Annotated in this window: 23 protein-coding genes; 7 read left to right on the top strand and 16 right to left on the bottom strand. The window is 43.9% G+C overall.

Annotated elements, in window-relative coordinates; all coding sequences use genetic code 11:
* Positions 1–2 precede the first annotated feature (2 nt).
* From NL111_RS01170 to NL111_RS01150, 5 genes are all read left to right on the top strand, one after another.
* A complete protein-coding gene (locus NL111_RS01170; RefSeq protein ID WP_058120717.1) occupies positions 3–698 on the top strand; it encodes a GntR family transcriptional regulator in 696 nt (231 codons plus the stop codon).
* A gap of 317 nt (positions 699–1,015) precedes the next feature.
* Positions 1,016–2,011 (top strand): tryptophan ABC transporter substrate-binding protein, encoded by a 996-nt coding sequence (gene trpX, locus NL111_RS01165; RefSeq protein ID WP_002830973.1) that lies wholly within the window; start codon positions 1,016–1,018, stop codon positions 2,009–2,011.
* The gene (locus tag NL111_RS01160) at positions 2,008–2,928 is read left to right on the top strand and encodes an ABC transporter permease (protein ID WP_119179239.1); all 921 of its coding nucleotides are present in this window, start codon (positions 2,008–2,010) and stop codon (positions 2,926–2,928) included. The genes trpX and NL111_RS01160 overlap by 4 nt, the downstream gene beginning before the upstream one ends.
* A complete protein-coding gene (locus tag NL111_RS01155) occupies positions 2,921–3,679 on the top strand; it encodes an ABC transporter ATP-binding protein (protein ID WP_002830189.1) in 759 nt (252 codons plus the stop codon). Before NL111_RS01160 ends, NL111_RS01155 begins: the two co-directional genes overlap by 8 nt.
* A gap of 133 nt (positions 3,680–3,812) precedes the next feature.
* The gene (locus NL111_RS01150; protein WP_270516282.1) at positions 3,813–4,688 is read left to right on the top strand and encodes an alpha/beta hydrolase; all 876 of its coding nucleotides are present in this window, start codon (positions 3,813–3,815) and stop codon (positions 4,686–4,688) included.
* A gap of 297 nt (positions 4,689–4,985) precedes the next feature.
* On the opposite strand, the gene NL111_RS01145 is transcribed toward NL111_RS01150, so the two are convergent.
* From NL111_RS01145 to NL111_RS01090, 12 genes are all read right to left on the bottom strand, one after another.
* On the bottom strand, positions 4,986–6,422 hold the full coding sequence (locus NL111_RS01145) for a DHA2 family efflux MFS transporter permease subunit (protein ID WP_270516283.1): 1,437 nt from the start codon (positions 6,420–6,422) through the stop codon (positions 4,986–4,988).
* 255 nt (positions 6,423–6,677) lie between these two features.
* The gene (locus NL111_RS01140) at positions 6,678–7,130 is read right to left on the bottom strand and encodes a universal stress protein (RefSeq protein WP_002830968.1); all 453 of its coding nucleotides are present in this window, start codon (positions 7,128–7,130) and stop codon (positions 6,678–6,680) included.
* Between the two features lie 14 nt (positions 7,131–7,144).
* Positions 7,145–7,624: a universal stress protein gene (locus NL111_RS01135; RefSeq protein WP_002830967.1), complete on the bottom strand. Its 480-nt coding sequence runs from the start codon at positions 7,622–7,624 to the stop codon at positions 7,145–7,147.
* Positions 7,625–7,762: 138 nt separating this feature from the next.
* The gene (locus NL111_RS01130; protein WP_002830194.1) at positions 7,763–8,275 is read right to left on the bottom strand and encodes a TetR/AcrR family transcriptional regulator; all 513 of its coding nucleotides are present in this window, start codon (positions 8,273–8,275) and stop codon (positions 7,763–7,765) included.
* Positions 8,276–8,284: 9 nt separating this feature from the next.
* Positions 8,285–9,136: a 4-(cytidine 5'-diphospho)-2-C-methyl-D-erythritol kinase gene (ispE, locus tag NL111_RS01125; RefSeq protein WP_002830195.1), complete on the bottom strand. Its 852-nt coding sequence runs from the start codon at positions 9,134–9,136 to the stop codon at positions 8,285–8,287.
* Positions 9,137–9,483: 347 nt separating this feature from the next.
* Complete coding sequence (locus NL111_RS01120; RefSeq protein ID WP_002830196.1) at positions 9,484–9,789, bottom strand: Veg family protein; 306 nt, start codon at positions 9,787–9,789, stop codon at positions 9,484–9,486.
* 126 nt (positions 9,790–9,915) lie between these two features.
* The gene (gene rsmA / locus NL111_RS01115) at positions 9,916–10,809 is read right to left on the bottom strand and encodes a 16S rRNA (adenine(1518)-N(6)/adenine(1519)-N(6))-dimethyltransferase RsmA (protein ID WP_002830198.1); all 894 of its coding nucleotides are present in this window, start codon (positions 10,807–10,809) and stop codon (positions 9,916–9,918) included.
* Positions 10,793–11,362, bottom strand: coding sequence for a ribonuclease M5 (gene rnmV, locus NL111_RS01110; RefSeq protein WP_008842097.1), 570 nt, complete (start codon positions 11,360–11,362; stop codon positions 10,793–10,795). The genes rsmA and rnmV overlap by 17 nt, the downstream gene beginning before the upstream one ends.
* Entirely contained in the window at positions 11,349–12,131 is a 783-nt protein-coding gene (locus NL111_RS01105; protein WP_002830200.1) for a TatD family hydrolase, read from the bottom strand. Before NL111_RS01105 ends, rnmV begins: the two co-directional genes overlap by 14 nt.
* Before the next feature lie 279 nt (positions 12,132–12,410).
* Complete coding sequence (gene metG, locus NL111_RS01100; RefSeq protein ID WP_036672267.1) at positions 12,411–14,435, bottom strand: methionine--tRNA ligase; 2,025 nt, start codon at positions 14,433–14,435, stop codon at positions 12,411–12,413.
* A 79-nt stretch (positions 14,436–14,514) separates the two neighbouring features.
* Positions 14,515–15,363 carry a DUF72 domain-containing protein gene (locus tag NL111_RS01095; RefSeq protein WP_159215796.1) on the bottom strand — a complete coding sequence of 283 codons (849 nt, stop codon included), beginning with the start codon at positions 15,361–15,363 and terminating at the stop codon, positions 14,515–14,517.
* Between the two features lie 78 nt (positions 15,364–15,441).
* Complete coding sequence (locus NL111_RS01090; protein ID WP_119179234.1) at positions 15,442–16,107, bottom strand: hypothetical protein; 666 nt, start codon at positions 16,105–16,107, stop codon at positions 15,442–15,444.
* A gap of 142 nt (positions 16,108–16,249) precedes the next feature.
* Here NL111_RS01090 and NL111_RS01085 point away from each other — a divergent pair, with 142 nt between their 5' ends.
* Positions 16,250–16,441 (top strand): PspC domain-containing protein, encoded by a 192-nt coding sequence (locus NL111_RS01085; protein WP_002830204.1) that lies wholly within the window; start codon positions 16,250–16,252, stop codon positions 16,439–16,441.
* Between the two features lie 163 nt (positions 16,442–16,604).
* On the opposite strand, the gene NL111_RS01080 is transcribed toward NL111_RS01085, so the two are convergent.
* The 4 genes from NL111_RS01080 to trpS form a co-directional block, all read right to left on the bottom strand.
* Positions 16,605–17,561 (bottom strand): hypothetical protein, encoded by a 957-nt coding sequence (locus tag NL111_RS01080; protein WP_002830959.1) that lies wholly within the window; start codon positions 17,559–17,561, stop codon positions 16,605–16,607.
* Positions 17,554–18,780, bottom strand: coding sequence for a hydroxymethylglutaryl-CoA reductase, degradative (locus NL111_RS01075; protein ID WP_002830958.1), 1,227 nt, complete (start codon positions 18,778–18,780; stop codon positions 17,554–17,556). Before NL111_RS01075 ends, NL111_RS01080 begins: the two co-directional genes overlap by 8 nt.
* On the bottom strand, positions 18,777–19,715 hold the full coding sequence (locus NL111_RS01070) for a Ppx/GppA family phosphatase (protein WP_002830210.1): 939 nt from the start codon (positions 19,713–19,715) through the stop codon (positions 18,777–18,779). Before NL111_RS01070 ends, NL111_RS01075 begins: the two co-directional genes overlap by 4 nt.
* A gap of 547 nt (positions 19,716–20,262) precedes the next feature.
* Positions 20,263–21,285, bottom strand: coding sequence for a tryptophan--tRNA ligase (gene trpS / locus NL111_RS01065; protein ID WP_002830212.1), 1,023 nt, complete (start codon positions 21,283–21,285; stop codon positions 20,263–20,265).
* 347 nt (positions 21,286–21,632) lie between these two features.
* Between trpS and helD the strand changes: the two genes are divergently transcribed.
* Positions 21,633–23,918, top strand: a complete 2,286-nt coding sequence (helD, locus tag NL111_RS01060) for an RNA polymerase recycling motor HelD (RefSeq protein ID WP_285110345.1) — start codon at positions 21,633–21,635, stop codon at positions 23,916–23,918.
* The last annotated feature ends 30 nt before the right edge of the window (positions 23,919–23,948 follow it).

Raw genomic sequence — 23,948 nt, 5'->3', positions numbered from 1 at the left:
AATTGTATACATTTATTGCAAATGATTTGATTTATAAAATTAATCACCATCAGTTCAAGGTAAAATTGCCTACCGAATACGAATTAATGCAAAAGTATAACGTTAGCCGGAACACAATTCGTAAGGCCATCGACATCATTAGCCAAAAGGGACTTGTGCGCCGGGTTCAAGGCAGCGGATACTACATTAATAATATCGGCGCGGACACCGATCGGATCGTTAACCTCACCATGGGGGTTTCCGAGGGGTTTAACCATCAAAAGCTAACTTCTCGGGTAGTTACTTTTGACCGGATGATTGCCGACCGGGCCATGGCGAATGAGTTTGGTTGTGAAGATGGCGATGAACTATACCGAATCATCCGGTATCGTTACCGTAAAAATCAGCCTTATATATTGGAATACGCTTACTACGAACGCAACGAAGTTCCCTTTCTACCAGTCGACGTCCTGCATGAATCAATCCTCGAGTTTATCAAAGCCGAATACGATGTCACCGTTGATTCGAGCGACCAATACGTTGGCATTGAACCGTTATCGCCAGAAGCTGCGTCCATTACCGGCTTTCCTCAAGGCGATCGCTATATCACCCTTTACCAGTCGCATTACCGGAAGAATAACGTTTTATTCAACTTCTCGAAAACTTATTACTTAGATCGCGGAACCCGTTTCTACTTCCATGCCATTAACCAGAGCTAGGTAATTTTTAAATCGTCGTTGACAAACTAAAAAGTCTTCCGTTATACTCGTGGAAGATTAACTTGTAAGGTAGGAATAAGCAAATGAGCATTTTAAAACGAAAAAATGTCAATAATGGTTGGCAAAGCCGGTAACTAGGTTGTGTTTTGCAAAGGCAAGATACGACCTGTATACAGATCGTATCTGTGCCGGCTCATTTGTGTTGAATAACGCTGATAATTGCCCGCATGGATCATTAACCGCCATGCGGGCCTTTTTTGGACAGGCCCTCTGGGTTTGTCCTTTTTTATTACTTTATTTTAAGGAGCTTTGCTTGTATGAAAAGAATGTTAAGTTTTATCGTCATCATTTTTGCGTTTCTGGGATTTGCCTTTTTCAAAGAAGGAAATTCTACCAACCAGGCTAGCCAAACCACTAAAAAGATTGGCATCCTACAACTAATGGACCAACCAGCTTTAAAACAAATTCAGCGCGGGGTTTACGCTGGCTTAAAGCAAACCGGATTTACCGAAGGAAAGAACCTAAAGGTGGACTACCAAAATGCTCAAGGAAATCAGAGTAACCTCAAGACCATGAGCGAGAAGTTTGAAAATGAAGGGGTCGACCTATCGATTGGAATTACCACCCCAGCCGCCCTTGCTTTGGCAAATACTACCAGTACGACGCCGGTCATTATGAGCGGGATTACCGATCCCAAAGGTGCTCGTCTAATGACTAACCTAAAGCATCCGACTACGAACGTTACCGGCGTCTCCGACCAAGCGCCGTTAGCCCAACAGTTGCAATTAATTCAGCAGCTTATGCCACATTTGCACACTTTGGGGATTATTTATACTTCTAGTGACAACTCGGCCGTGACCCAGTACCACCAATTTAAAAAACTGGCCCAGAAGGCGGGCATTAATCTTAAGGCGTATTCCATCGCGAATTCCAACGACCTTAACCAGGTTTCGCAATCCATGGTCCAGGCGGTGGACGCGGTTTACGTTCCAACCGACAACACCATTGCCGGAGCGATGTCAACGTTGGTCAAAAACACCAACGCGGCTAACGTGCCCGTTTTCCCAGCAGTCGATTCCATGGTCAAAAATGGCGGAATTGCCACTTACAGCGTGAACCAGTATAAACTCGGCGTGTTGACTGGAAAAATGGCCGGGCGGATTTTAAAGGGTGAAAAAGTTCGGGAAAATCCGGTCGAATATCTTAAACGCGGCGACCTAACCATTAACTTAAAACAAGCGCAACAAATGGGAATTAAAATTCCTAATAACTTACTACAAAAAGCACAAAAGGAAGGAGTTATTTACAAATGAATCTAATTACTTCTGCTATCGGTCAGGGGTTGCTGTGGGGGCTCCTTGGCATAGGATTATTTTTAACTTTTCGGATTTTAGACTTTCCTGACATGACCGTGGAAGGGACCTTTCCGTTAGGAGCAGCCGTGAGCGTGACCGCAATTACTCACGGAGTAGACCCGCTTTTGGCAACCGTACTAGCATTTGGCGTAGGTATGTTAGCAGGTCTGACCACCGGCTTACTGTACACTAAGGGAAAGATTCCAATTTTATTGGCCGGGATCTTAGTGATGACCGCCTGCTACTCCATCAACTTACGAATTATGGGGACTTCGAACGTATCCTTATTAGGACATCACACCTTGTTTAGCGGTGCGTTCCTAACTGCATTACCGCCCTTCTTCGATAGCGTACTGTTAGGCTTGTTAATTATCACCGTGGTGGTTGCCCTTCTAGCGCTTTTCTTGCAAACTGAGCTTGGCCAAGCCTTCATTGCAACCGGGGACAATGAAAAAATGGCAAAATCTTTAGGCATTCATACCGACCAAATGAAAAACTTAGGCCTCATGGTTTCCAACGGTTTAATTGCCGTTTCTGGTGCCTTGATTGCCCAAAGTGACGGTTATTCCGACGTTAACATGGGAATTGGAATCATCGTAATCGGTCTTGCTTCAATCATTATCGGCGAAGTAGTTTTTGGAGAGTTGACCATGAACCAGCGTCTCGTTGCCGTGGTTTGCGGTAGCATCATCTACCGGTTCGTACTTCTCTTAGTCCTCAAGGCCGGCTTTAACACCAATGATTTAAACTTAATTTCTTCATTAGTACTGGCCCTTTGCCTAATGTTGCCAACCTTACGCCAAAAGCTGCGTTTATCCAACATTGTCCGCCGTGGCCTTTCACCAATTAGTCAGGAGCGTGATTCAAATGAATAACCAAGTAATTTTAGAATTAAAAAACGTGTCCGTCTACGCCAACCGACACACTAGCGAAGAAATCCAAATTTTAAAAAACATTAACTTAAAGGTCTACCAAAACGACTTTATCACCCTGTTAGGTTCTAACGGAGCTGGTAAATCAACCCTTTTTAACGTGATCGCTGGAAACTTAGCCGTTGACGAAGGCCAGATTTTGCTTGCTGGAAAAGACATTACCCACCTTTCCGAAGAAAAACGGACTCGCTACATTAGTCGGGTCTTCCAGGACCCTAAGTTGGGAACCGCCCCCCGCATGACCGTTGCGGAAAACCTATTATTAGCTACGAAACGCGGACAACGTCGCGGATTGCGTCCCCGCCGCTTAAACCAACATACTGCCGAATTCAAACAGATTACCGCAAGCATGCCTAACCAACTTAGCAACCGGCTTAAAACCCCAACCGGAAGCCTATCTGGCGGACAACGCCAAGCTTTAAGCTTCTTGATGGCAACCATCAAGCGACCGGAAATTCTTTTACTAGATGAGCACACGGCGGCCCTCGACCCCAAAACCAGCACCGAGTTAATGGTGGCTACCCAAGAACGGATTACTGCGGATCATTTAACCGCCCTGATGATCACCCACCAACTTAGCGACGCGGTCAAATACGGTAACCGGCTTTTAGTCTTGCGAAACGGGCAAATCACCCAAGATTTAAACGCCGAAGAAAAGGCTCAGGCGGATTTACGAGAACTCTCAATTTATTAAGATTACACTGCCTTATATAACGAATCATTATCCTTAACGATTAAAAATAAATATTTTTCATTATCCACAATTACGGATATAATGTGAACAATTCCAAATCCATTGAGAATTTCACAATGTTAAGGAGAATTTGATGAAAAAAATATTATTAGTTTTATTGGGATTGCTGATTATCGCAACTGGAATAGTCTACTTGACGGGTCCGCATCGTTCATCAACTACCGCAAAATACGTTCAGTCCACCACTCCAACGTTATTTGTCCACGGATGGGGAAGCAGCTTTCACGCCGAAGAAAAAATGGTGGACGCAGCTCGCCAAGCCGGAGTAACTAATACCGTAGTCCGCGCAGACGTTGCTAAAAATGGCCAAGTTACGTTTAATCATTCCATTCCCGCGGACGCAATTAACCCCATTGTGGAAGTTAACTTAGCGGATAACAAACTGACGGCAAATAATGACCACGAAGATTACGTTAGCGGATATCATCGTGGCGGCGAATACATTAAACAAGTTGTCGTTGCTTTAGAAAAACAGCATCATTATCACTCAATCAACCTAGTTGGACATTCGATGGGAAACCTTGAAATCATCAATTATCTCAATGATAATTTGCACAATGCCAAGCTTCCTCAGGTTGCTCACTTGGTAGCAATTGCGGGACATTACAACGGGCTGATGGGTGAAAAGAAGAGTGAGCAAGTCACCGTTAACCAGGCTACTGGTAAGCCAAGCTGGATGGCCCCTGCTTACCGGGAATTGCTTAACCTGCGCAAAAATTTTCCTACTTCAACTGCCGTACTTAATATTTATGGCGATTTAGACGATGGCAGTCATTCTGACGAAGCCGTGCCGGTAAATTCTGCTAAGTCGCTAAAATATTTAGTAAGTCCTCGAGCCAAGTCATACACGGAGCTTGAAATCCATGGAAAAAACGCGCAACACAGCAAGTTGCATAACAATGCCCGGGTTAACCGCGCGTTGATCAAGTTTTTATGGCAAAAGAAGTAGTGGTCATTTTTAAGCACCCTGACCCACTAATCTAAGAAATCGGCTAACGTAAAAAAATGAGAGTGGGACAAAAGTCGGGTAGTTTGCGAGCATTAACTGAAAATTGACCATGATGCCTGAATTGGGCATGATGGCCAATTTTTGGTTAAGCGGAACAAACTGACTTTTGGCACACGTTGTGGCTCTATTGAAGTCAAAACACCAAAATAAAAACGATTCATGAGGAAGTTTTACCTCATGAACCGTTTTTTTGTTTAGAGACTTTTGTCCCACTCTCATTTTTAGTGGCTCAATTACTTATTTTTCAGCATCCTTAGCCGTAGTGATTCTCAATGAAGCTAATAAGCCAACCGCGATTAAAGCAATTGTAAAGTAAAATCCGTAATGAGTACCGTTCGTAAATGCTGCACTCAAGTGGCCGCTGCCATGGTGATTTTGATATACCGTTTGGCCAATTCCCAACAAACTAGTTGCCAAGGCCGTCGCAATCGCACCTACAATTTGTTGCATAGTGTTCATGATGGTACTTCCATCACCAGATTGTGCTCCCTGTAATGAATTCAACGCGTACGTTTGCGCAGGTGACATTGCTAACGGAGCGCCGACCATCAAAATTACGTGTGCTGCAATTAAATAAGCAATTGACGTATGGGTGGTGGTGAATATTAGCATTACCGCACCTACCAAGGCAATGATCAAGCCTAAGCGTACCGGAGTCTTTGCGCCTACTTTATCATAAAGCCGACCAGCGACCGCAGATACCAACGCGTTGATGATACCACCAGGTAACATAATAATCCCTGTTAAGGCAACTGGTAGTAACAACCCCCGTTGAATGTACATTGGCAACAAGTACATTGCCGACAAAATAATGCCAAAATCTAACATTACTAAGACCGCGCCGGTCCGGAAAGCCGGAATGGCAAAAATCTTTAAGTTAAGGACTGGTTCAACAAGGGCAAGTTGCCGCTTAACGTAAAGTGCTAAGACGACGATTCCAACAATCAACGAACCCAGCACTAGCGGAGAAGCCCAACCTTGTTCACTGGCAAAGCTGACTCCCATTACGATTCCTGAAAAACCAATAATTGATTCTAGTAGGGAAAGGACGTCAACCTTAGGCTTCGTCAATTCACCGACGTTCTTCAAACCAAAAATCGCAAATAATAGCGCAATTACTAAGAATGGCACAAACGCCCAGAAAATCCAGTTCCAGGATAACTTAGCTAAAATCAAACCGGTCAACGTTGGACCAATTGCTGGTGCAAACATAATTACCAAGGCACACATTCCCATTGCCGCACCCAGTTTGTAAGGCGGGAAAACTTGCATTGCCACGGTAAACATCATTGGCAAGATCAAACCGGTCGCGATTCCTTGAATCATGCGCCCAGCCAATAACATTGGAAAGGCTGTTGATAACGCAGAAACTACCGCTCCGACGATAAACGCCAACAATCCAAATATAATAATCTGGCGGGTAGTAAACCATTTCGAAATTAAACTCGAAAATGGTAATACGATTCCGATTACCAACATGTAACCCGTTACTAACCACTGGATCGTACCAGCAGCGACGTTTAAATGGCTCATTAATTGTGGTAAGGCAATGTTTAACGAAGTTTCGCTAAACATTCCTACGAACGCGCCAATCATCATGCTTGCCATGACTATCATGGGATGAGCAACTGGAACTCTAGCTTGCATCATGCCATTGTTTTCATTTTGTTTCATTTAAAATCAAACCCTCTTTCTTTCACGTACTCTAGTTGTTTTAAGTACCCTATCTAATGACGCAACTAGATTACTATAGCAGAAAGAAAATTTTTTCGTAAGTTTTTTCTTGAAACTTCGTGAAAACCACGTCCCCATTGTTCTTAAAATGCAAAAAGAGTCTGCAGAGAACATCTCGCAGACCCTTTATTTACTCATTTAATTAGTTATTCATCGATTTCAGAAATCGGCTAGCACCTTATTGAAAATAATGGTTTAACGGACCACCAGTACTGAAATCGGCGCGTGTTTAGCCATGTATGACGCTTGCGAACCAAAATATTTGGCCATGCCCGTCTTAGAAGAGGAGCCAATCACTAATAAATCCGGGTTAACTCGCGGAATTACGTTTTTGACAATCGTTTCGCCGGCTTCCCCTTCGGCAATGTAAGTTTGGACCTTCTTGATTCCAAATTCAAGCGCAATTTTTCGGTAGTCTTGCAAATGTTTTTCTAGCTCGGCCCGTTTTTGGGTAATAAAGTTTTTATCCAACGCCTGGTAAATATTAATGTCGTTTTCTTCAATAACCGTTACCAAGTCCAATTCAGCATCATCTTGTTTAGCCCGGTTCATTGCAAACCGAAAAGCTAATTGCGCGTCCGGGGAATCGTCTACCCCGACTAAAATTTGACTGAATCTTCTTGGGTTCAATTCCCGCGTACTACTCATCTCAATTCCTCCTGTTATACTTCCTTAGCAATCGTGAAATTATCCATTTTGGTGCGAACCAGCAAAACATCAACTGGCGCAATGCGAACTACGTAATCAGCTACCGAACCGAGCAGCGTTCGTTGCAAAGCGTTCAGGCCGGTCGACCCGATCATAATCAGGTCGGTGCCTAACTTCTCTGGCAAATCAGTGGCCACAACGGTTTTCGGATCGCCGGCTTCCACGTATACGTCAATATCAGTAAAGTGGTACTTTTGCTGAATTTGTTCCTTAATGTTATCGACATATTCCTTAGCTCGGAGGAGGGATACTTCGACGTAATTCATGTTAGTACCCATATGCCCATAAATATCCATAAAACGTGAGGACTGAATAACGGTAACCACGTCTAAATGTCCATGGTTCCGCTGAGCCACCGAAATTGCTTTTTTCAGGGCCCATTCACTATTGGCAGAGCCATCAATTGGTACTAAGATCTTTTTATACTCGAGCATGTCCATCACTCCCATAATTTATGTTTCTATTATAGTAGATTTCCTACGAGAGCGCTACCAATCCCCCATAGCAGAACGAGTTCCGTTCCTTATACCGTTGCCATGTTCTTTAACCAGTTTGGCAACTATGTAAATACGCTACCTTAAGAAGCGATGGGCAACCATTACCATTTCTTGGTTTGTCTGCACGAGTCCATCCTTCACCCATTGCACAACCATTTGACTTAAGCCGCCAGCCGCAAAATTAACCCACATTACGGGGATGTCCGTCCGTAGTTTGAAAATTCCCTTTTCAATTAGATCGGTTAGGTAAAAATGCAATTTATTATACAAGCGGTCGTTTAAATCAGCGTCGATTAAAATTCCGATATAATAAGCATTTTTCCGACAAACCGCAAAGTAAGCCTCCAAGAAGGCACTAATATCGTGATTAGGACGGGTCATTAAGTAGTTAAAAAATTCCGTAAATATTTGGTCAATTTTATAATCAATGATTTGGTCCTTAGATTTAAAACTTCGGTAGTACGACATCCGCGAAACTGACGCAGTTTGGCAAATGTTACTAACTGATATGCTGGCTAACTCATTATCCTTTAACAACTCAAATAACCCGTCGACAATTTTCTTTTTTGTTGCTTCATGATTAGCCATTTCTATCCCTCACAAAATTCTCACTAAATATACTTCATGACAAAAACCCTTTAAGCTGTTAACAATATGTTTAGCCCGGGTCGACTTGGAACAAATTCCAAACACGGTCGGGCCGGTACCGCTCATTTGCGCTGCGTCCGCCCCGAATTGTTTAATTTTATCCTTAATTTTTAGTACTTCCGGATGTTCTTTTCCGGTTACTTGTTCTAAAACGTTCCCCATATAACGACAAATACTATCATAATCCTCGTGTTCAATCGCGTCGAGCATTAATTTAATATTTGAGTGTTGTAAAGTTTGGTGTTCAATTTTACTAATAATATGGGGCGTGGAAACGCTAAGCTTGGGCTTGGCAATTACCACCCACATTGGGGGCAGCTTTTTTAAGGGAATCACCTTTTCACCTTTTCCCAAAACGTGTGCCGTATGCCCATAGACGCAAAAAGGAACGTCCGAATCGATGGTCAACCCAATTTTAGCCAATTCTTCGTTATTTAATTTTAAATCCCACAGCTGGTTCAAACCGCGCAATACCGCTGCTGCATCTGAAGAACCGCCACCTAAACCGGCCGCTACCGGAATGTGTTTTCGAATCTCAATGTTCACTCGCGCGCGGATTTGATACTTTTCTTGCAAAACTCGGGCTGCTTGATACGCTAAGTTCCGACTATCGTTAGGTAAAAAACCAGTATTCGTTCGCACCTTAATTCCCGTGCGCCCTGGAATACTTTCAATCTTGACATAGTCCGCTAAATCAACCGACGTCATAATCATGTTCCATTCTGGTAAACCATCGGGATGATTGAATGGCGTGTCTAAAAAAAGGTTCAATTTAGCAGGAGCTTTCTCGGTGATTTCCATTTACTCCACCCGCTTTGTTTACTTTTAATACTGATTATACTAGAAAATTAAACAAAATAAAAAAGGGTGTTTAACACAAAGTGAAACTTTACCCTAATTATTAGCAAAACACGATAACTAAATAGTTACAAACCAAGCCGTCATGTGTAACTTGGAAAAGCCGCGCCCCCAAAGTTCTGGGAAGTAATTTATTCTCTAATGTCTACTACATAAAAAAACGCAAAGTCATTAATGACTTTGCGTCCGCTACTGTTTTGGTTAACAGCCCGTTTCCACGCTTAAGAACCGCGTGATTTAGCTTTAATTAGCTCCTTCACCACGGTTCACCAAGTTTTATTAGCTAGAAGTTACTCTGCATCAAATTCTGCTTCGTCTTCTTCATCCTCGATGTCTTCGGCGGCTTCTTCACCATCAGTTTCATCGTCAAAGTTTAGTTTGATGTTTCTAGTTAAAATGTCTGTGTAACTGTACGACACACGTTCGAAGGAGTTCTCGTCTTGATCCAAATCAACTACGAAAACGGCTGGGTATGTCATGTGCAATCGTCCACGCCGTTTGGTAACTTTCTTGCGGCCAGCCTGAGCGACTACCAATAATTCTTCCCCGATACGATTATCGAGTTTATCTTTTATTGTAGCTAGTGTGATTGGCATTAACTTCACCTTCCCATGTGAAACATTCTATCATAGTTTCACAAAAGATGCAATTTTACCACACCAACAATTGAATATCAACGCTTTACATTTAGTTTTTTTGTGCTTTATTTCAATTAAAACGGTTTATTTACGCTTTAGTCCGACAGTTTGAATTTGGTTGTGTAAGTTGATGAAGTCAACCACCGTTAAACGTTCTGGCCGAATGTGCGGGTCAATTTCCAACTCGTCTAATACGGACTGAATTTTTTCTTTAGTTTCCGGTGCCTTACCGTACAACCCCTGCATGTTATTCCACAAGTTCTTTCGGCGGTGCATAAAGCATCCGTGCACCGTTTTGAAGAAGTCACGGTCGTCTGCAGGATAAACTGGCCAATCTTTGCGAGGCGTTAAACTAACAATCGCAGAATCCACCTTAGGCTGGGGGACAAACACCCGGGCAGGAACCGTGAACTCTACCTGAGTTTGCATGCGGTATTGCACCACGACGGATAACGAACCGTATTCCTTATCCCCAGGCTGCGCGGTAAGCCGGTCGGCAACTTCTTTTTGCATCATCACCACCATTTTTGCAATTGGCAAGGAGCTTGCCATAAACGATTTTAAGATGGGGGTGGTGATATAGTACGGCAAATTAGCCACTAACTTAATCGGATGCTGTCCGTCGAAATGTTCCGCAACCACTTCGTTAACGTTAACTTTAAGTACGTCTTCGTTGATAATCGTAATGTTATCGTACGGAGCCAGCGTTTCATCTAGAACCGGAATTAAATTTTGATCAATTTCAAAGGCTAAAACTTGGTGGGCCCGTTTAGCAATTTGTTCCGTGAGGCTCCCAATTCCCGGTCCCACTTCGATCACGTCGTCGCCATCGTTAATTTCGGCCGCGTCCACAATGTTAACCAACACGTTGGGATCGGTTAAAAAGTTTTGCCCTAAGCTTTTTTTAGCGGATAGGCCATATTTTTCTAAAATCGCCCGTGTTCGCGTGGGATTCCCAATCTCAATCTGATTCTTCATACTTTCCTCCGTCAATTTGTTGAACTGCTTGTTCAAAATCACTTTTAGCTACCTGAAATAATTGCAACCTTTTGGGTAGTTGCTTTGCGTTTACGTATCCGATTCCTAATATTTCGCCCAACTTAATTCGGCGTTGTTTAGCCTCTTTACCCACAATTAATCCAGCTTCCATTAAGTCGTCCTGAGAAATTTGGGGCAACGCTTCGTCATCTTCCGTATAAAGATGCTCTAATGCATGCCGAATTGCTTCTGGACTAGCGTGTTCGACCCCTAGACTACCCTTGTGGTCGGGAACGGCATCACTGCGCTTTAAGAAAGCATGTTTAACGTTAGGTACTTCGGCCGCGATGGTTTTACGAATTTTTTCACCTGAAAAATCAGGGTCGGTAAACACAATTACTCCCCGCGTTTCTTGCAACTGCTGAATTTGTTCAATCGTTTCCTCAGACAGCGCCGAACCCCGGGTTTCCAAAGTATCCGCGTTGACCGCTAAATTAATTCGTTTGGTATCGTCTTTTCCTTCAACTACAATTACTTCTTTAATTTTCTTCATTTTCAATCCCATAAAGTTTACATGTATTTTCAAAAGTTGCCTTTGCTAATTCGTCTGGATCCATGTCCCGATGGCGGGCCAAAGCTTCTAGGACGTATAGCGCGTAGGCCGGTTCGTTTTGCTTGCCGCGTAAAGGCTCCGGAGCTAAGTACGGTGCGTCGGTTTCCACCATGATCCGCTCCAACGGTACTTGGCGAACGGCTTCGTGGACTTCCTTAGTCTTCTTAAAACTCGCCACTCCGCTAAACGAGATGTTTAATCCGAGTTCCAAAAATTTTTCCATCCAAGCAACGTTCCCATTGAAACTGTGCATCACACCCTTGATTGGGTGCGTGCTGGCATTCTTTAAAATTTCGTAGGTATCTTCCATCGCATCTCGGTTATGGATGGCAATCGGTAAATTACGTTCTTGGGCGATTTGGATTTGTTCCGTAAAAACCCGCCGTTGTGTTTTTTGGGGCGACGTATCCCAATGATAGTCTAATCCAATCTCTCCCAAAGCCACTACCTTAGGATTTTTCAACTGTTCCAATAACGTTGCTCGCTCGGATTCATGGAAATCTTTTGCGTCTTCCGGATGCCATCCCACAATCGCGTAGGTGTGGGGATATTTTTCGGCTAATTCTAGAGCCCGTTGGTTTAAAACTGTGTTGGACCCGACTTGGGCCGTAGCTTTAACCCCTAACTTACGCGCGTGATCCAGGTACGTTTGCTCGTTTCCCCAAAAAGCTTCGTCATTTAAATGAGTATGTGAATCAAAAATTTTCATCTTGATTGCCTCCCCAACTTATCAAATCGGGCTTAACGCCCTGTTACTTAATAGCAAAAAAGCTGGGGTGAACAACGTTTTTCCCAGCTTCTTCGCATTTCACTTATCAATTCCAGATTCTTAGGATAAACACAGCGGAAGTAGCTGCCTTGCCGAAATCGGCTCCGTAACCCAGCTCTCTCCGGTTAACCAAATTATCTAATCAATCGCCTAACCCGCGATTAATTAAATAATTCCGTTAATCCTCAAGAGCTACCCGGGTTACTCCGCCCTCTGGTTTTATCCCAACACATCTCCATTTTCGTGTTTTTCGTCCACCATTACCACGTTTACTTGGCCATCGCGTTCCGTCGACAAAATCATTCCTTGACTAATTTCACCGCGCATCTTTCTTGGCTTCAAGTTGGCAACGATCACTACCTTTTTACCCACTAATTCTTCTGGGTTTGGATACCATTGTGCAATTCCGGACAAAATTTGGCGTGGTTCTTCATCGCCCGCATCTAATTTGAACTTCAATAACCTGTCAGCGCCCTCTACGTGGCCCGCTTCCAGAATTTCTGCTACCCGTAGTTCAACCTTATCGAATGCTTCAATGCGAATTTCTTTTTTAGCTTCGTTTACGTTTTCTTCCGTAGCCTTTGCTTGATTTGCTTCTGCCATTGCTGCCCGTCCCTTCTTTTTGTCTGATTGAGTCATTTGACCCTTCAAAAATGCCGCTTCTTTTTCAATATCTAACCGAGGGAAAATTGGCGTTCCCTTTTCTACCACCTTAGTGCCGGCTGGAATTTCGCCAAAGTGTAAACCTTGAAGTTCCATCGTTGCCGGATCCAAACCTAGTTGGCCGAAAATCTTCGCTGGTGATTGCGTCATCACCGGTTGAATCAAAATTGCGATAATCCGTAAGCTTTCTGCAAGGTGGTTCATTACGCTAGCTAATTTTTGTTTTGATTCTTCATCATCGTTACGCGCTAGAATCCATGGCGTAGTTTCATCAATGTACTTGTTTGAACGAGAAACTAACTTCCAAACTTCAGCCAATGCGTCACTAAAGTGCATGCTTTCCATTAATTCTTGATAATTTTTAATGGTTTCTGCAGCAACCTTTTCAAGGTCCGCATCGACTTCGTTAACCCCGCTTTGGAACGTAGGAATTACGCCGCCTTCGTACTTGTTAATCATGGCAACGGTCCGGTTCAATAAGTTCCCTAGGTCGTTTGCCAAATCAAAATTAATCTTAGAAACAAAGTCTTCTGGTGTGAAGTTTCCGTCGTTACTGTAAGGCATTGCCTTCAATAGGTAATAACGAAGTGCGTCTAACCCGTATTTCTCCACGATGGTTTCGGGATAAATTACGTTTCCCTTTGACTTGGACATCTTGTCATCCTTCATCAATAACCAACCGTGGCCGTAAATTTGTTTTGGCATTTCTAATCCCAACGCGTGCAACATGATTGGCCAGTAAATAGTGTGGAACCGTACGATTTCCTTACCAACCATGTGTACGTTAGCCGGCCAGTAACGTTTAAACAAGCTGTCATCGTCACTACCGTAACCTAACGCGGTGATATAGTTAGAAAGTGCGTCGATCCAAACGTAAATTACGTGTTTAGGATCATTTTTAACGGGAACTCCCCACTTGAAGCTCGTCCGGGTCACTGCTAAATCTTCAAGACCTGGCTTAATGAAGTTGTTGATCATTTCGTGCATCCGGCTAGCTGGTTGAATGAAGTCGGGATGTTTTTCGTAATAATCCAGCAACCAGTCCGCGTACTTACTCATCTTGAAAAAGTACGATTCTTCCTTAACTAATTCAACTTCGTTACCAGAAGGTGCTTTACCACCAATTACCTTGCCATTTTCGTCACGGTAAACCTCAGCTAATTGGGATTCAGTGAAGTACTCTTCGTCAGAAACGGAGTACCAGCCTTCGTACTCGCCGAGGTAAATGTCGCCTTGGTCAAGCAGCTTCTGGAAGATGTATTGAACGGACTTTTCATGAGCTTCATCGGTAGTCCGAATGAACTTGTCGTTGGAAATTTCGAGTAATTTCCAAAGTTCTTTAATCCCTTTGGCCATGTCGTCTACATAAGCTTGGGGGGTGGTGTGTAGAGCTTCCGCCTTTTGTTCAATCTTCAAGCCATGTTCATCAGTACCGGTTAAAAAGAAGACGTCCTTGCCTTGTAACCGTTGAAAACGGGCTTCCGCATCGCAAGCAATCGTGGTATAGGAATTACCAATGTGCAATTTGCCGGATGGATAATAAATCGGTGTTGTAATGTAATAAGTATTATTTTCTGCCATCATGGTTCCTCAATTCTAGTCTAAAGATAATTACTGTTATTGTACCATATAGCATGCGGAAAAATGGGCGCTTCCCGGGCTAAAATAAGTCTAACTGCATTGGACCAAGCCCCGTAAAATGAATTCCCAGGAGCTGTTGCAATTCTTTGGCGTTGGCTACCGCATCGTGATTACCATTGTTGTTAAAAATCACCATAACGTCTTGAACTGATTCCGCAACCGCCTTGATGGATTCTGCCAACTCTTTTAGTTCCGCAGACGAATACCGGTAGTTAGTCCGTTCTCGTCGCCAGTTCTTGCCGCTGCTAAACCAACCACTAGCGTTACGCCCGTGTAGCCGGAAAAACGCCTGTTTTGCGCTGGTGACTTGTAAAACAAACGGCATCCCTTGGTTCCCATCAAAAGGCTCGTCCACCGTCACGTTAATCATTTTTAAGCGTTGTAAATAAGATAAGGTATCTTCAGTCACCGCATCGGTAAACCAACTAGCATTACGGAATTCTACGGCAATTGGCAGTTGTCCCATCATTTGACGAACCTCGAATAAATAACGAATATTTTTCAGTTCGCAACGAAACGACGGTGGAAACTGAAAAAGTACCGCAGCTAATTGATTAGCTTTCACTAAGGGTTGCATGACCTTATAAAAATCGGTGAACACCATCCGCCGCTCGGTAGTTAAGTAGTCTTCGTCAACTACCCCATCATGAAGCGTCATCGCTTGGTTAGCCTTAAAAATGAACCGAAACTGTTCTGGAACTTGATGCTGCCAGTTAACCACGTTGGATAAGGAAGGGGTCGCGTAAAAGGAGCTGTCCACTTCCACCAATGGAAAGTGTCCCGCGTATTCCGTTAACGTGGCTTTATCCTTTCCTTCCGTTGACAACGCCGGATGGTCCGTCCACGTACTTAAACCAATTTCTATCATTTGAATTCCTTTCTAAATAAAAAACTGAAATTCAAATCCAAAAGTTCACGGTTAGTTTGATTTCAGTTTTATTAATATTTATTTAAAAACCACCAAAAGTGTCGATAAAAGCACCATCACTAAATTAATTGTCATTAAAAGCACGTCCAGCCACCGGCCTTCCACGCGGTGACGAATTGGCTTGATCAAAAAAATTAATAGTCCGGCGTAACTAACCGCTAATAATGGGGCCCACAGCCACATCCCCAAAATACCAATTAAGAAAAGACCGCACCCAATTTTTTCAGCTTGTGACAGGGGCCAAATTGGATCGTGTCCAACCATTTGCCGCCCTTGTGTTTTTGCGTTCGTTAATCGCCAGATGTCATAAATCTTGGCAACGATCGTGATTAAAGTTGCTCCAAACAAAATCGTTCCCGCTGTTTCACCAGCTGCCGTTTTGCTAAAAAAACTAAAGCCGATTGCACAAGCAAAAACTACTAAAATGCTCATAAAGAGTCCCACGAATTCCCTAGTCTCCGAAACCTGCTCGGTAACCGATTCTTTGCTCGGGGTTAACCACCGGATTTTTAAAATCATATGGATCAATGCGTACGCGACTGCTCCGACCACAATTAACGAAAAAAACAGGATGGTCCAAAAATCAATCTTACCTACTAACATGCGAAACATGAACAAGAATACCGCCAATAACGAAAGTATTCCAGCAATGTTTGCCGTAATTCTCCAACCTTTTTCACTCATTTTTAAATGTCTCCAATTTTACACATGGAATCAGTACCTAATAATTCTACCATTTAATTTTCTGCCTAGCTATCGGGATTCATCTTTCGCGTTTTTCTTACCTAAATGTTATATAATGTAAGAAATGAAATGAGGTGAGCACATGAATAAACGGCTGTATAAATCATCCACCGATCGGGTAATCAGCGGCGTAATTGGTGGCTTTGCGGAAACATATAACGTGGATGCCAACCTATTACGGATTATTTACACTGCAATCACCGTCTTTTCCGGTTTCTTCCCGGGCCTCATCATCTACCTGGTGGCTATGGTAGTAGTTCCCGAAAAATCATAATTTATTAACTTGAAGTAAACCCAGAAAAACTTAAAAGTTTTTCTGAGTTTTTATTATGCCGCTATTCTTGCACTGCACTGCGTGACGTTTAAAAACTGCTCTCCACTTAAAAACTCTGGTTAACGTCAACGACCGCAACCAGAGTTTTGAGTTAATGATTAAATTAGCGAGTGGTGTACGGCATCTTAATTTCGTCAAAGAAATCCTTTACGTTTTTTGCGTACAATTCCCGGAAATACTCGTCACTAGGCTTATCCTTTGGCGTAGGGACTACGAAGGCGTTTTGTTGGTCGCCAATTCCTAATCCTACAAAGGCTCGGGTGTCCTGAGCTTTTTCGTGCAATTCCGAATGGTAAATTTGGAATAATTGTTTAACGGATAACCGTAATTGCCGTTCGCTAAACACGCTGCCCAGCGTAGCAAATTCTAGAGCATGAAGTTCTGGCAAGCCCCAGTCTTGAAGTTGTTGATCCACCATCGTAAATGCCTTAACTACTTTTCGATGCAAGTCAAACGGGCTAGTGATGCTGCGCTGGTTTAGTTCCGCCATCATTTTTTTGGCCGTTGCAAACGTGGTTGGATAATCCGCGGTTAACTGTGCTTCATAATCGCTAAGATGGTCGCCATAAAAATTAATTGCGTCCATCATCATGATCAAGCGAATGGCGCTAAAGCCATCTACTTTGCCATCCGTTTCGGGTTCCACCGCGTCTTGAATTCCCTTCAAGAATTCAGCTTCCACTTGTTCATCAATCAAGTCGTGACGCCGCTGCTCATCAACCACCACTTCGTGGGCAATTACGTCGTAAAGCTCCGTAATTAAAAACATTAATTGCTGGTCGGTTTCCTTTTCCCCAGTCGTTAAACCAAAGTATAGTTGCGGAAATCCTTTTAATACCATCAATAAGTGAATAAGCTCGTGAGAAGCCGTGTAGTTAGGCGCGGTAATGTCGTCTACCTTAATTAACATTTTTCCCGGCTCGTGGAATTGTTGGGCTTGGTCGTGCCGAACGAATCCGGCCTGTTGGTCACCAAAACTTAAACGGACCTCCCCCGGGAAGGTTGCGTTAACGGCTTCTAACAGTGATTTTACTTGGTCATTAACTTCTACGTTACTCATCAAGATCCTTCTTTCTCATTTGTTCAATAATTTTTTGGGCGTGAGCGGAATCAATCCGCGGCTCTTTTAATAACCGGGGCACCGCCTCGTTTAATTTAGTTGCGGGCAATCCGTGTTCTAATAACAATGATTTTGCCTGTAGCCGCATATGTCCGTGCTGAATTCCTTCAGTCACGATGGCTTTGAGCGCCGCTAAATTCTGGGCGAGTCCAACTGCCCCAATCACTTCTGCAAGTTGGTTAGCACTATCAATTTGAAGCAATTCGAGGTTTAGTTGAGCTTGCTCATTAATTCCAATCGACCCACCGACCGTAGCAACCGGCAATGGCACTACTAATTGGCCTTGTAATTGCTGATCAACAATTTGCCAGGTGCTTAGTCCCCGATACTGCCCATCACGAGCTGCAAACGCGTGGGCACCACTTTCAATAGCCCGCCAGTCGTTCCCAGTAGCCATTACTACGGCGTCAATTCCGTTCATAATTCCCTTGTTATGGGTAGCCGCCCGGTACGGATCAATCTGGGCAAATTCACTTGCATCAGCAATCTTTTGGGCTACCGCAGAATCGATAACCGTTTCCGGAATCGTACAAGTAACCGTGGTCAGCGCCTGGTCAGCCAGGTTAGATAAAATTGCCATCTCTACGGCGATTCCTTCCATCTCAAATTCCGTTTTCAAAGCTTCCAGCATGGTGTTAATGGTGTTAGCCCCCATTGCTTCCTTTGTATCCACTAACAAATCCACGGATAGCTGGGTAGCAGACAGCGGGCGGGGCATGATTTTTAGCGCGCCGCCTCCGCGTTTTTGCATCGAAGGATGGGCAGCATTGGCCACTTCTAACAGGTGCTTTTGGTGGTCAACCACCCATTGGCTAGCTTCAATGCTCGTTTTCGTATTCATCAATAATTGGCCGCGCATCAGCCGCTTACTATGGGCTTGAAATCCGCCAGCTTGGCAAACTAACTTGGCTCCGTTGCTAGCTGCCGCAATTACGGAAGGTTCCTCGGTGACCATTGGAACCACGTGCTCACGTCCGTTAACTTTAAAATTCACCGCAATTCCTTCCGGTACTCGGAAATCAGTTAAGTAATTTTCGATTTGTTGCTGCCGTACAGCGTCAATTGGCAGTTTTGCTAGCGTAGCCACCCCTACGCCAGTCAATTCTGACAATAATTCTAACTGGGCTTGCCGGCTTAACCGATGGTATCCTTCAATCATAAATTAACTCCCTTTACATGTTGGTTAATGTATTCTGAAATAATGCCTTCCCGTACGCCACTTTCTGAAAAGATTACCCGGTCCGAGTCAATCATCTGAAGTAGCATCACCAATGGTAACACCCCGCCCACGATAATGTCGGCCCGAGCCGTTTCCAAACCAGCAATTTTTTTGCGATTTTCCAGATTACGGGTAATCAAAGAACGGAAAGTGCGGTTAATTGCTTCTGTTTTTAGCCGATAGCCGTGAATGTTGTTCACCCGGGCAATTTTTTGCCGACAGCGGTTGATCCGAGCTAACGTCCGGTTCGCGCCCCCTAGCAAAACTACCGGTTTATTAAACGCGTCCATAATCCACCAAACGTCGCGGAGCTGCTTATTAACAAACATTTCGGCGGAAAATAAATTATCCCCACGAATCACGTTGCTTAAGTGGAACCGTTCTGAAAGCGATACTGCCCCGATTGGAATGCTGATCATGTTCCGCGCCTTACCATTATGCACGTCAATTAACTCACAACTGGCCCCTCCGGTATCCAGTACCAAACAGTCCTTGACCTCTAGTGAATTAATGACCCCCAGATAGTCGTAGTAGGCTTCGTCATCTCCCGATAAAACCTCTAATTTTATTCCCGTTTCGCGTTGAACGCGTTTTAAAAAGTCTTTTTGGTTACGGGCCATCCGTACCGCCGCCGTGGTTATCCCGCGAACTTCAATTCTTGGGTACTCTTCATAAATTGCTTTAAACCGGTGAAGTGCTTCAATCGTCCGGTTGATTGCTTGCGGCCGAAGCAAGCGTTCGCGTCCCATACCTTCAGAAATTCGGGAGTCTTCTTTAACCCGCCTGATTTCCCGGAACGTGCCTTCATCCGTAATCGAGTTAATGGCCATCCGTACCGAATTCGACCCTAAATCGACAATTACTAAATTTTTCATTATGGGATCCTCATTTTAATTGATATATTCATTTTTTATTTTACCATTCCCAATGGTTGAGCGCGTTAAAGAGTTGGCAAAACTAGTAAAACCTTATCAATTAACGTTCCTTAAGTACTATTAAAAATTAGGTCCGGCTTTTCTTTAAGAAAAGAAAAACAAAAGCCCTTCCGGATTTAAAAAAGCGAGCCCCTTTTTCAATGGATTGTCTTTAGTAATGTCGAAACGTGCTCCAGAACTCAATTTCTTCTGGTTAACTAAATCAAGGCCTCAATCACCCAAACCGTGATCAAGGCCTTGATTCTGTGCTTTCCTGCTGCATAGTCGAAACGTGTTTTCTGCCCCAACTTCCTCCGGTAACCAAATTAGGGCCTCAATCGCTAAAACCGCGATTAAGGCCCTAATTCTGTGCTTTCTTGCTGCACAGTCGAAACGTGCTCCAGAACTCAATTTCTTCCGGTTAACTAAATCAAGGCCTCAATCACCCAAACCGTGATTAAGGCCTTGATTCTGTTAATCCTCGGAAATTCCCGAGTTCTTCCGCACTCTATTTTTTAAAATAATTCAACCCAATTGCTTCCCGCACCTCGCTTAAGGTTTGGTTCGCAATTGCATTTGCCTTTTGGCTTCCCTCTTCGAGAATTTGGTAAACTCCCGCAAGGTCGGCCGCGTAACTTTCCCGGCGTTCCCGGATTGGTTTCAATTCCGCTTGGAGAACTTCGTTTAAGTAACGTTTAATCTTAACGTCGCCTAACCCACCGGCTTGATAATGATCCTTCAATTCTTGAACCTTTTCCTTATCTGGATCAAAAATGTCGAGGTAGGTAAAGACCGTATTACCTTCAATGTGTCCGGGATCCTCTACGCGAATGTGTTGTGGATCAGTGTACATTGACATTACCTTCTTTTGAATCGTGTCCGCGTCGTCTGCCAAATAAATGGCGTTGTTCAACGACTTAGACATCTTAGCATTTCCGTCTAAACCAGGGATCCGCCCCATTCCCTTTGGTGGAAAGTAGCCTTCTGGTTCCACAAGGACGTCTTTACCATAAATATTGTTAAAACTCCGAACAATTTCGCGAGTTTGTTCCAGCATTGGTTCTTGGTCATCCCCAACCGGCACCGTATCCGCCTTAAACGCAGTAATATCTGCCGCTTGACTAACTGGGTAAGTCAAGAAACCAGCTGGAATACTTTGGCCAAACGCCTTTTGTTTAATTTCAGTTTTAACGGTCGGGTTGCGTTCCAAACGTGAAACACTAACCAAGTTCATGTAGTGTTGGGTAAGTTCACTAAGCGCTGGAATTTGTGATTGAACAAAAATGGTCGATTTTGCTGGATCGATCCCTACCGCCAGATAATCGAGCGCTACTTGAATAAGGCTATTGCGGATCTTTTCAGGATCCCGAGCATTATCCGTGAGCGCCTGCATATCAGCAATCATGATGAAGGTATCGTAATTCCCCGTGTTTTGAAGTTGGACCCGATTTTTTAGCGAACCCACATAGTGACCGATATGTAACTTTCCGGTTGGCCGGTCGCCGGTCAAAATAACTTTTTTGGCTGTCATTTCTTTTCCTCCAATAACTTAATTTAATAAATAAAAAAACCTATCATTCAAAATTTGAATAATAGGACGAAATCTCGCGGTACCACCTAAATTGTGACTTTTCTATAAAGTCACCGCTCACTTGAAAGATAAGGGATTTCGCCCTACGTAACGTAACTAATCCATTTCGCTTGCCGTGGGATTTTTCAGCAATCCTCCCTCTCTGTGCTTGGCTTACTACTTCTATTCCATTCTATAGGAATTTCACTAACCTTGTCAAAAAAATCTCCCTTAATATCCTTTAGTTTGACTTTCCCGGAAATGGCCCCTAAAATGGTTCAAGCACTAAAAGGACGGAGGTAATTCAGGTGGACGAGCAACAGCAAGAACAACAACGCGTCGATTTCGTAGTTGACCAGATTGGCGCCCAGAAAAAGCGGACGGAAGACCTGTACGAAAAGGCCCATCACGAAACTAGTAAAGTAGAAAAGAACTATTCGCAAAACGCTAAGGTCAACTTGATTGAAGCCGACGACCGGATTGAAACGGAAGCGGAAATTCAGCAGCAAAAAGGTTTGGTTGCCCGGGCAGTGGAAAACGAAGCCATTTTAAAACGACAAATCAACTCCTTAACTGAATTACAGGATTCGCCTTACTTTGGACGTATTGACATTCAAGATCCTGACGAAACCACGCCGGAATCACTATACATCGGCGTGGCCTCCTTTGCCGACCAAGACGGCGACTTTTTAATTTACGACTGGCGGGCGCCCATTTCCAGTATTTATTACAACGGAACCCTCGGAAAGGTCAAATACGAAACTCCGGCGGGTCCCATGGAAACCGAATTAACTAAGAAGCGGCAGTTTACCATCAGCCACGGTGAAATCACCCACATGTTCGATACTAACGAAACGGTTGGTGACGAACTATTGCAGCAGGCGCTCGGTGAGCAAAATGACGAATACATGCGCAACATCGTGGCCACCATCCAAAAGGAACAAAACGACATCATTCGGGACGTTCAAAGCGACCTGCTCGTTGTTCAAGGGGTTGCCGGTAGCGGGAAGACTTCCGCAATCCTGCAACGCATTGCCTTTTTACTTTATCATAGCCGAGCTTCCCTTGACGCGGACGAGATTGTCTTATTCTCGCCTAATAAACTGTACAGTCGTTACATCTCCGACGTGTTGCCTAGTTTAGGGGAACGTAACATGCGCCAGCTTACCCTGGCCGAATTTCTTAACCGGCGTTTGGAAGGACTCAACGTCCAAAGCCTGTTTGACCGTTTTGAAAACCAAGTTAGCCAAACTTCGGAAGAACAACGGATTATTTCATTTAAAGAAAGCCAACGGTACATTGAGTTAATTCAGCAATATGAAGACCAACTCACCCCGGAAAATATTAAATTCACCGACATTAATTATCAAGGGGCGCCGTTCTTTAAAAAAGAGCAGATTCGCGAAATTTTTGCGAGCTTCCCTGCATCCATGAGCAACCGCGAACGGATTTTACGAACTAAAAACCAACTAGTTAAGTTATTAAAGGCCCGGATTGATCAAGAGGTTTCTGCAGACTGGGTACAAACCCAGCTCGACCAAATCAGTGACGAAAAATACCACGAAATTGTGGGACGTCGCCACTTTAACTCCTTTGATGAAGAAAATTATTTCATTGGCCGTCACTTAGTTACCAAGGCTTTTGAAATTATCGACGATGCCATTTTTAATAACTACTTTATTGATGTTTACGCCCAGTATGCGGATTTCTTAAGGCAGCTCCCATCTTCTGAAATTGACGGCGCTGCAGCGGCCACCACCTTCAATAACGACATTGAATTGCATCATGTACGTTTAGAAGATGCCGCTCCGCTAATGATGTTACGGGATTTGATCACCGGAAGCGGCACCAATCGCAAGTTTCAGTACGTCTTCATCGATGAAATGCAGGATTATTCGGTTGCCCAGTTAATGTACCTCAAGCACGCCTTTCCGAAGGCCAAGTTTACGTTGTTGGGCGATAGTGAACAAGCTTTGTTCAAGGACGTTACCAAACCTGCCGCTTTACTTGAAAAACTTAAGGACGCATTTGCCGTTCATCGGGCCAACCTGATCACCCTTAACCGTAGCTACCGATCCACCGCGGAAATCACTAAATTTGCGGCGGCCCTACTACCCGACGGTGATAAAATTCAACCCTTTAGTCGACATGGTAAATTACCCGAAATTACGGTTACGGATACCCTTTCCGAGGCCATTACCGCAGTGAAACAAATTTGCCAAGCCGAATTGCAAGATTACGGGACCGTCGCTATCCTAACAAAAAACATGCAGGAAAGTACTCAAGTTGCGGAATGGTTGCATGATTTAAAACCTAGCCTGCTAACCGACGGCGACCGCTCGTTGCCTAAGGGAATCGTTGTATTACCCATTTACCTGGCGAAGGGGTTGGAATTTGATTCGGTAATTGCCTACGACGTTTCGGAACAAAATTACCCCGAAAAATTATGGCGGGGCACCCTGTACACGATTGCTTCCAGAGCCATGCATCACCTCAATTTGGTAAGCATCGGGAAGGTTAGCGAAATTATTACCCAGATGAAGGAAGAAGGCTTTAGCATAAAAAGAGTGTGGAATTCTTCGGGAAAGCTCTAAAAAATTAAAAAGACAAAGCTGAGAAAAACG

The organism is Pediococcus sp. AC40, assembly GCF_030252485.1.
Lineage (GTDB): Bacteria > Bacillota > Bacilli > Lactobacillales > Lactobacillaceae > Pediococcus > Pediococcus acidilactici.
Note: the sequence above shows the minus strand (reverse complement) of the source record. Positions and strands in the feature narration are given on the sequence as shown.

Coding starts and splice junctions, on each gene's coding strand:
- NL111_RS01130 (WP_002830194.1), bottom strand. CDS start 8,275: ATGGCTAATCATGAAGCAACAAAAAAGAAAATTGTCGACGGGTTATTT.
- NL111_RS01140 (WP_002830968.1), bottom strand. CDS start 7,130: ATGAGTAGTACGCGGGAATTGAACCCAAGAAGATTCAGTCAAATTTTA.
- rnmV (WP_008842097.1), bottom strand. CDS start 11,362: ATGAAGAAAATTAAAGAAGTAATTGTAGTTGAAGGAAAAGACGATACC.
- ispE (WP_002830195.1), bottom strand. CDS start 9,136: ATGGAAATCACCGAGAAAGCTCCTGCTAAATTGAACCTTTTTTTAGAC.
- NL111_RS01120 (WP_002830196.1), bottom strand. CDS start 9,789: ATGCCAATCACACTAGCTACAATAAAAGATAAACTCGATAATCGTATC.
- trpX (WP_002830973.1), top strand. CDS start 1,016: ATGAAAAGAATGTTAAGTTTTATCGTCATCATTTTTGCGTTTCTGGGA.
- NL111_RS01155 (WP_002830189.1), top strand. CDS start 2,921: ATGAATAACCAAGTAATTTTAGAATTAAAAAACGTGTCCGTCTACGCC.
- rsmA (WP_002830198.1), bottom strand. CDS start 10,809: ATGAAGAATCAGATTGAGATTGGGAATCCCACGCGAACACGGGCGATT.
- NL111_RS01145 (WP_270516283.1), bottom strand. CDS start 6,422: ATGAAACAAAATGAAAACAATGGCATGATGCAAGCTAGAGTTCCAGTT.
- NL111_RS01075 (WP_002830958.1), bottom strand. CDS start 18,780: ATGATTGAAGGATACCATCGGTTAAGCCGGCAAGCCCAGTTAGAATTA.
- NL111_RS01105 (WP_002830200.1), bottom strand. CDS start 12,131: ATGAAAATTTTTGATTCACATACTCATTTAAATGACGAAGCTTTTTGG.
- NL111_RS01150 (WP_270516282.1), top strand. CDS start 3,813: ATGAAAAAAATATTATTAGTTTTATTGGGATTGCTGATTATCGCAACT.
- trpS (WP_002830212.1), bottom strand. CDS start 21,285: ATGACAGCCAAAAAAGTTATTTTGACCGGCGACCGGCCAACCGGAAAG.
- NL111_RS01160 (WP_119179239.1), top strand. CDS start 2,008: ATGAATCTAATTACTTCTGCTATCGGTCAGGGGTTGCTGTGGGGGCTC.
- NL111_RS01090 (WP_119179234.1), bottom strand. CDS start 16,107: ATGAGTGAAAAAGGTTGGAGAATTACGGCAAACATTGCTGGAATACTT.
- NL111_RS01070 (WP_002830210.1), bottom strand. CDS start 19,715: ATGAAAAATTTAGTAATTGTCGATTTAGGGTCGAATTCGGTACGGATG.
- metG (WP_036672267.1), bottom strand. CDS start 14,435: ATGGCAGAAAATAATACTTATTACATTACAACACCGATTTATTATCCA.
- NL111_RS01135 (WP_002830967.1), bottom strand. CDS start 7,624: ATGCTCGAGTATAAAAAGATCTTAGTACCAATTGATGGCTCTGCCAAT.
- NL111_RS01080 (WP_002830959.1), bottom strand. CDS start 17,561: ATGAGTAACGTAGAAGTTAATGACCAAGTAAAATCACTGTTAGAAGCC.
- NL111_RS01085 (WP_002830204.1), top strand. CDS start 16,250: ATGAATAAACGGCTGTATAAATCATCCACCGATCGGGTAATCAGCGGC.
- NL111_RS01095 (WP_159215796.1), bottom strand. CDS start 15,363: ATGATAGAAATTGGTTTAAGTACGTGGACGGACCATCCGGCGTTGTCA.